Annotated in this window: 4 protein-coding genes; all 4 read left to right on the forward strand. The window is 75.3% G+C overall.

Translation table 11 applies throughout. The features are described 5' to 3' along the window. Positions 1–782: 782 nt before the first annotated feature. On the forward strand, positions 783–1,592 hold the full coding sequence (locus tag ACFV6X_RS23880; RefSeq protein ID WP_385386544.1) for a type VII secretion system-associated protein: 810 nt from the start codon (positions 783–785) through the stop codon (positions 1,590–1,592). Further along, complete coding sequence (locus tag ACFV6X_RS23885; RefSeq protein ID WP_385386546.1) at positions 1,589–2,779, forward strand: ricin-type beta-trefoil lectin domain protein; 1,191 nt, start codon at positions 1,589–1,591, stop codon at positions 2,777–2,779. Before ACFV6X_RS23880 ends, ACFV6X_RS23885 begins: the two co-directional genes overlap by 4 nt. A 148-nt stretch (positions 2,780–2,927) precedes the next feature. After that, positions 2,928–6,239: a right-handed parallel beta-helix repeat-containing protein gene (locus ACFV6X_RS23890; RefSeq protein WP_385386548.1), complete on the forward strand. Its 3,312-nt coding sequence runs from the start codon at positions 2,928–2,930 to the stop codon at positions 6,237–6,239. Continuing rightward, positions 6,236–7,474 (forward strand): S8 family serine peptidase, encoded by a 1,239-nt coding sequence (locus ACFV6X_RS23895; protein WP_385386550.1) that lies wholly within the window; start codon positions 6,236–6,238, stop codon positions 7,472–7,474. The genes ACFV6X_RS23890 and ACFV6X_RS23895 overlap by 4 nt, the downstream gene beginning before the upstream one ends. Positions 7,475–7,524: the final 50 nt, after the last annotated feature.

Below are 7,524 nucleotides of genomic sequence, written 5' to 3' on the forward strand. Positions count from 1 at the left end.
GGAGGCGGCGGCGCCGGTCCCCCTGGCTGGGGGCGTGGCGGTGTTGGTCGCCCCGGCCTGGCGCGGTGCGGTGGTGGATGCGCCCGCTGGGGACGGGACGGTGGCGGTCTCCCCCGCCGGGGGTGGGGCGCTGGTGGATGCCCCCGCCGGGGGCGGGGTGTTGGTGGTGTCCCCTGCTGGGGTGGGGCCGGGGTGTGCCGCGGGAGGTGTCGGCGCTTCCTCGTCCGGAGCGGTGGGTGTCTGCGGTAAGCCGGCCTCCGCCGCGTTTGTGCCGGGGGGCTGGTGCTGGGGGGACATGCGGTACTCCTCCTCGGTGGCGGAGCTACGGTGGTGGGCAGGGCCCGTGCAGTGGCCGGCCCGGACGAACGCCGGGGAACCCGGCGGACGTCGGGCGGGTGCCGCGCCGAGGTGGACCAGTTCGGCCCGGTCCCGGTCGCCGAGGTGCGCGGGACGCGCCGCGGTGGCGGCCGCAGGCCGGTCAGACGCCTCTGTGGGCTGCGAGGTCTTCCCGTACGGCCCAACTTAGCCCGTAATAGGGGCGATCAGTCGCCCCGCCCGCCCCAACTCCCCCGTCGCTTTGTCCCCTCACGCCTCCCTGCTCCCCGAAAGTCCCCCACCCGGGCGGCGAACGGGCACGCGGACGCCCGATACGGACCCTGCCCGACCCGTTACGGGCGGGGCTCGTGTGGCATCCTGTTGGCTCCCCGATCTGATCAGTGTCGGCCTGTGCGCATGTCGTTCGGCACTCAAGTATTCGTACCGACCCAAGAGTTCAGGTGGAGATGCGGCCCGGACAACGGCAGGAGGGCGGGCACGGTGCCCCGCCCGTGGTGTCCGACGGCTCCGGCCCGGCCGCCGCCCCCGAGCCACCCGGCGCCGACGCCGACGCCGCCGAGCCCACCGACACTCCGGAGATACCCGAGGCCGTGCGGGCCGCCGCCCGCCGGGCGCCGGGGCACTGGATCGGCGTGGTGGACCCGGAGTGGACGCAGGTGCAGACGCCGCCGGGGTGGGCGGTGCTGGGGGAGTGGCAGTCGGACGAGAGCGGGGGCGTGGGGGACTACCGGGCCAACCCGGCGTACCGGCCCTCGGCCCGGGTGCTGGGCTGGCCGGACCCCACCGACCCGGTGGACGCGGCGGCCCAGCGGGCCGCCACCGGCTACGGCCCGGTGGACGAGGCGCTCGCGGCGCTCGCCGAGGCGGAGATCACGGTGGTGCGCGGCCCGGACGGCGGGCCCCTCACGGCCGCCGGGCGGGACGGTGCGCCGGTGGTGCTGTTGTTCACCTCACCGGCGCACGAGTTCATGTCCGCGGCACTTCGACATGACACCCTCCCGGCGCGGGAGTTGGCCCGCTCACTCAGTGGTTCGGGCACCCTGCTGATGGTCAACGCCGGAGCCGCGGCTCCCCTGGTCGTCCCGGCGGACAGTCTCCTCGGTCCCGTACCGGGGCCGGACGTCGAGGGGACGCCCGTGGCGGAGGAGGGCCCCGGCGCCCGCTCCGGCACGGCGGCCCGCACCGGTCCCCCGGCCGCGGACCACACCCCCAGCTCTTCTGAACCCTGGCCCCACATCACAGGGAGGACCCCGTGACGCGTTCGGTCCAGCACACCCCCGCCTCCCCGAGGGCGGAGTCCGGCTCCGACGGCGAGGAGACGGCCACGACCGCCGTGGCCGCCACCGCCGCCGAACCGGAGCCCGAGCCCGAGGCGGCGAAGACCGGTGCCGAGGCCGGCACCCGGGCCGCCGAGACGGAGGAGACGGCCCCCGAGGGCCGCACCACCACTGAACCCGACGCCGAGAACAGCCCCGAGAGCGGGGCGGCTGGCGGCAGCCGGTCCGAGGCCGAGCCCGAGGCGGAACCCGATGCCGCCGCGGCGGCCAAGAGCCGCCTGCCCGCACTCGTGCGAACGATGACCGCGACCGCCATCGACCGGCCGCAGCAGCAGGCCGGTCAGGTGGGACGGCCGGGCAAGGCGGCGCTGGCCGGGGCGGCGGTCGCGGGCGCGCTGCTCGTGTCGGTGCCGTTCCTGGTGCTCGCCGGGAACGACGACAAGGCCCCCAAGTCGGCGCCCGCCGGAGGGACCGTGCTCGGTGGCGGCTCCCAGGAGGCACCGGGCGACTTCGTGGTGACCAAACCCGACACCGGCTCCACGAAGGACGGCAAGAAGGACTCCGCCGAGCCGGGCAAGCCGGTACGGGAAGCCCCCGCGGGCACCTCGGCCCAGGACCCGGCGGGCGACCCGGGCAACGACACGCCGAAGAAGGACACCGCCCCGAGGGAGCGCCCGAAGGGCGACACCGGCCAGCAGGACCAGCCCGCCAAGTCGAGCGGCGACCAGGCCTCCGGCGGCGGCAACGACAAGCCCGCCAACGCCGGTCCGGGCGTGACGTTCAGCGCCCCCGTCTCGGTGCGCAGCCATCTCTCGGGCCGCTGCATCGACGTACCGGGCAGCGACTTCGGCGACGGCAAGCGGCTGTGGGTCTGGGACTGCAACAACAGCGGTGCCCAGAAGCTGCAGTTCGCCTCCGACGGCACCATCCGCATCAAGGACAAGTGCCTGGACGTGGCCAACGCGAACTTCAACGACGGCACGCCCATCCAGCTCGCCTGGTGCAACGGCAACGCCGCCCAGAAGTTCGTCCTGAACGGCAGCCACGACCTGGTCAACACCGTCGTCGGCAAGTGCGTCGACATCAAGGACAACAACCGGGGCAACGGCGCCTGGCTGCAACTGTGGAGCTGCGCCGGCACCGACAACCAGAAGTGGAGCGTCTGACCGGACACCCGGATGCCGGAAGCACCGCTCCCGGCATCCGCCCGCCCCGAGGGCGGGGCATGATGGGCACCGTCGGCTCGCCGACACGAGCCCCCGGGCGACCGGGGGCGCGCCATTGAAGACGCCGCCCTAGCAAGGAGGTTGGTGCGTGTCGCGCCAGGTACTCACGGTCGGTCCGGGGGACCGGGACCGCTACCGGACGATCGGTGAGGCACTCGCGGCCGCCCGTACCGGCGCGCTCATCAGCGTGCGGCCCGGGACGTACGCGGAGAACCTGGTGATCCACACCAGGGTCACCCTGACCGCCGCCGAAGGGCGGGGCACGGTCGAGATCCGGCCGCGCTCGGGCAGCGTGCTCGCGCTGCGTGCCGACGCCGTGATGCTCTCCGAACTGACCCTGCGCGGCGGCGACGCCGAGCTGCCCGCCGTGGACGTGCGGCGCGGGCAGGCCGCGCTCGACGGCTGCGAGGTCGTCGGCGCCGCGTGGACGGCGATGCTGGCCGGGGGCACCGGTTCCCTCGCGCTGCGGGACTGCCGGGTGAGCAATCCGCAGGGCGCCGGCATCGTGGTCACCTCGACCACGCCCACCACCGTGGAGTCCTGCACGCTGGAGCACCTGGGCACCAGCGGCCTGGTCCTCGCCGAGCAGGGCGAGGCCCGCATGCGCGGCTGCACGGTGCGCGACGCCCGCGGCAACGGCCTGCTCGCCAACGGCGAATCCCGCGGCACGGTCGAGGACTGCGACATCTCCTCCACCGACAAACCCTCCATCGCCCTGGAGCAGAACTGCGCCCTCACGGTGATCCGCACCGTGGTGCACGACACCAGCACCGGCGTGCACCTGAGCAGCGGGGGCCGTACGACGCTGGAGGACGTCCGCGTCACCGGCGCCTCCGGGAACGGGCTCGCGCTGGCCGGGGGCACCGACCCGGTGCTGCGCCGCTGCCGCGTCTCGCGCACCCGCGGGCACGGCGTGCTGGTCACCGACCGGGCGCGCGGCACCTTCGAGGACTGCTGGGTGGACGGCGCGCAGGGCGCGGCGCTGCGGGTCGCGGGGGCCGCCTCCCCGGCGCTCACCGGCCTGACGGTCCGCGACTGCGAACAGATCGGGCTGCTCCTGGAGGAGGACTCGGCGCCGGAGCTGGACCGCCTGGAGGTGATCGGCGGCGCGCCCGCGGTCGCCGTGCGCGGCGGCGCCAACCCGCTGCTGCGCCGGGCCCGGCTGGTGGAGCCCGCCGGCGACGGCATCGCGGCCGGCAAGGACGCCCGAGGCCGTGCCGAGGACTGCGAGATCGTCCGCCCCAAGGGCGCGGGTGTGCGCGTGGCCTCCGGCAGCACCCTCTACGTGGCCGGTGGCGGCGTCTCGGACACCGCCACCAGCGGACTGGTGGTGGAGGACGGCGGCAACGTCACCGTCCGCGACTTCCGCGTCGAGATGTCCGGCGAGGAGGGCGTGGTCGTCGCCGCCGGCGGCGAGCTGACCGCCAACCGCACCACGGTGCACGCCCCCCAGGGCCACGGCTTCCTGCTCCGTGAGGGCGCGCTCGCCTCGCTCAGCGGCTGCGAGGTCACCGGCGGCGCCCAGGACGGCTTCCGGGTGGAGTCCACCGCGCCGGTCTCGCTCGTGAACTGCCTCGCCCGGGAGAACGAGGGCGGCGGCCTGGTGCAGACCGTGCCCGGCGAACGGCTCGCCGTGGACGGGCTGAACAGCACCGGCAACGGCAAGCGGGACGCCTGGGGCACCGGCAGCGCCGAGAACACCGACCCGGCAGGCTCCGGCGCCGCGGACGCGCCCCCGCCGGACCGCGCGGACGGCCCGCTCGGCGCCCTCAACGCGCTGATAGGCCTGGAGAACGTCAAGCAGCAGGTGCGCACGCTGGTCAACCTCACCCAGCTCGCCCAGCGCCGGGAGCAACTCGGCATGTCCGCGCCGCCGATGAGCCGGCATCTGATCTTCGCCGGGCCGCCCGGCACCGGCAAGACCACCGTGGCCCGCCTCTACGGCTCCATCCTCGCCGAGCTCGGTTCCCTGCGCAGCGGCCACCTGGTGGAGGTCTCACGCGCCGACCTGGTCGCCCAGGTCGTCGGCGGTACGGCGATCAAGACCACCGAGACCTTCCAACGGGCGCTCGGCGGCGTGCTGTTCATCGACGAGGCCTACACGCTCGCGGCGGACAGCGGCAACGGCGGCGCCGACTTCGGCCGGGAGGCGGTGGACACGCTCCTGAAGCTGATGGAGGACCACCGCGACGACGTGGTGGTGGTCGCGGCCGGCTACTCGCGCGAGATGGACTCCTTCCTCGGCTCCAACCCGGGTCTGGCGTCCCGCTTCTCGCGGACCGTCGAGTTCGAGAACTACTCCGTGCCCGAACTGGTCGCCATCATGGAGAACATGTGCGCCCAGCACCAGTACGAGCTGGGGGAGGGCACCGCGGCGGCGCTGGCCGCGCACTTCGAGGCGATGCCGCGGGACGCGGGCTTCGGCAACGGCCGTGCCGCGCGCGGGGTGTTCGAGGAGATGGTCGACCGGCAGGCCGTCCGGCTCGCGACCCGGTCGCAGGTCGGCGAGCACGATCTGCGGCTGCTGCTGCCGGAGGACGTCTCCGCCACCGCCGCGAAGGCCGCGGAGTCCACCCCGCAGGACGACCCGCTGACCCGACTCGGCGACATGATCGGCCTGGCCGAGGTGAAGCGCGACGTCGCGGACCTGGTCAATCTGATCACCACCGCCCGCCACCGTGCCGCGGCCGGGCTGCCGGTGCCCTCGCTCAGCCACCACCTGGTCTTCACCGGTCCGCCCGGCACCGGCAAGACGACCGTGGCCCGCCTCTACGGCGAGATCCTGACGCAGCTCGGCATCCTCGACCGCGGGCAGCTCGTCGAGGCGGCCCGCGCCGACCTGGTCGGCCGCTACATCGGCCACACCGCCCAGCTGACCCGCGAGGTCTTCGAACGGGCCCGGGGCGGCGTGCTGTTCATCGACGAGGCCTACACCCTCACCCCGCGCGGCGGCGGCGCCGATTTCGGCCAGGAGGCGGTGGACACCCTGCTGAAGCTGATGGAGGACCACCGCGACGAGGTGGTCGTCATCGTCGCCGGCTACACCGACGAGATGGAGCGCTTCCTCGCCTCCAACCCGGGCCTGTCCTCCCGCTTCCCGCGCCGGATCGCCTTCGCCGACTACTCCTCCGAGGAACTGGTCACCATCGTGCGCTCCCAGGCCACGGGCATGGGCTACGAGTGCGGACCCGGCACCGGCCCGCTGCTCAAGGAGTACTTCGACGCGCTGCCCAGGGACCGCTCGTTCGGCAACGCCCGCCTGGCCCGCCAGGTGGTGGAGGCGATGGTCACCCGCCAGGCGGGACGGCTCGGTTCACTGTCCGCGCCCACCCTGGACGACCTGCGCATCCTGATCCCCGAGGACGTGCCGGCCGCGGCCCCGAAGGCGGCTCCCCGATGAGCCCGCGCGCCCTCGCGGCAGCCCGTCTGCTGTCCGGCGCCGGCCTCGCCGCCGCCCTGCTGCTGCCCGCGGCCGGTCCGGCCCAGGCGGCACCGCCTGCGGGCCCGCCCGCGGCCGACGGCAAGAAGGGCCAGGAACTGCCCGGCATGCCCTCCGTGCTGGATCCGGAGGCCGAGCAGGTGACCTGCACCCACGCCTCCCGCGAGCGGGCGCGGAAGCAGGACTGGTCGCGCCAGCGCCTCGACCTGGACCGGCTGCGCGGGCACAGCACCGGCACGGGCGTGACCGTCGCCCTGATCGACACCGGTGTCGCGCCCGGCGCCGCCGGCCTCGACGGCCGGGTCACCGCCGAGGGCGAGGCCGCCGACGACTGCGTCGGGCACGGCACCTTCCTCGCCGGGCTGATCGCCGGAACCGGCGGTGACAGCCCGCGCCTCGCCGGGGTCGCCCCAGGCGCGAGGATCCTGGCCCTGCGCGGCACCGACCCGCGCGGTCTGGCGAACGCCGGCCTGGTCGCGGACGCCCTGCGCCAGGCCACCGCGGCCGGGGCCGAGGTGATCGCGGTCACGGTGGCCCTGCCGCGCCGGGACGCGGCGCTGACCGACGCCGTCGCCGAGGCCCGTCGCGCGGGCGCCGTCGTGCTCGCCGCGGCCACTCCTGACCCGCCGTCACGGGGCGGCACCGACGAGATCCCGTCGCGCGTGTACTGGCCGGCCGGTGAGCCCGGCGTCCTCACGGTCGCCGACATGCTGCCCGGCGGCGTCCGCCCGGACGGCGCCCTGCCGACCACGGGCATCGACCTGGCCGCCCCCGGCGCCGGGGTGGTCTCCGGGGGTCCGCGCGGCGGCGGCCACTACCTCGGCGCCGGTGCCTCGGTGGCCACCGCCTACGCGGCCGGCGCCGCCGCGGTGGTCCGCGCCGCCCATCCCGACGACTCGCCCGACGCCGTCGTGCGCCGCCTGACCGCCACCGCGTACCCCGCCGACATCCCCCAGTTGGACGCCTACGCCGCCGTGACCACGGTCCTCGACGACGCGGGTGCCCCGGCCGGCGCCGAGCGCGCGGCGGATCCGGTGGCCGTCCGCGACACCTCCGCTGCAGACCGCGCCACCGGCCGCGCGACCCTCTTCGTCCTCGTCGGCTCCGCCGCCGTACTCACCGTTCTCTGGGCGGCCTTCACCCTGCCCCGGGCCCGCTCCCGGGGATGGCGTCCCGCGGGGGCGCGCAAGGAGTGAGCTGAGCGAGGGTGACGTGAGAGCCCGTTCGGGGGCCACCTAAGGTGGCC

Origin of the sequence: Streptomyces sp. NPDC059861 (genome assembly GCF_042731435.1) — a bacterium.
Taxonomy (GTDB): domain Bacteria; phylum Actinomycetota; class Actinomycetes; order Streptomycetales; family Streptomycetaceae; genus Streptomyces.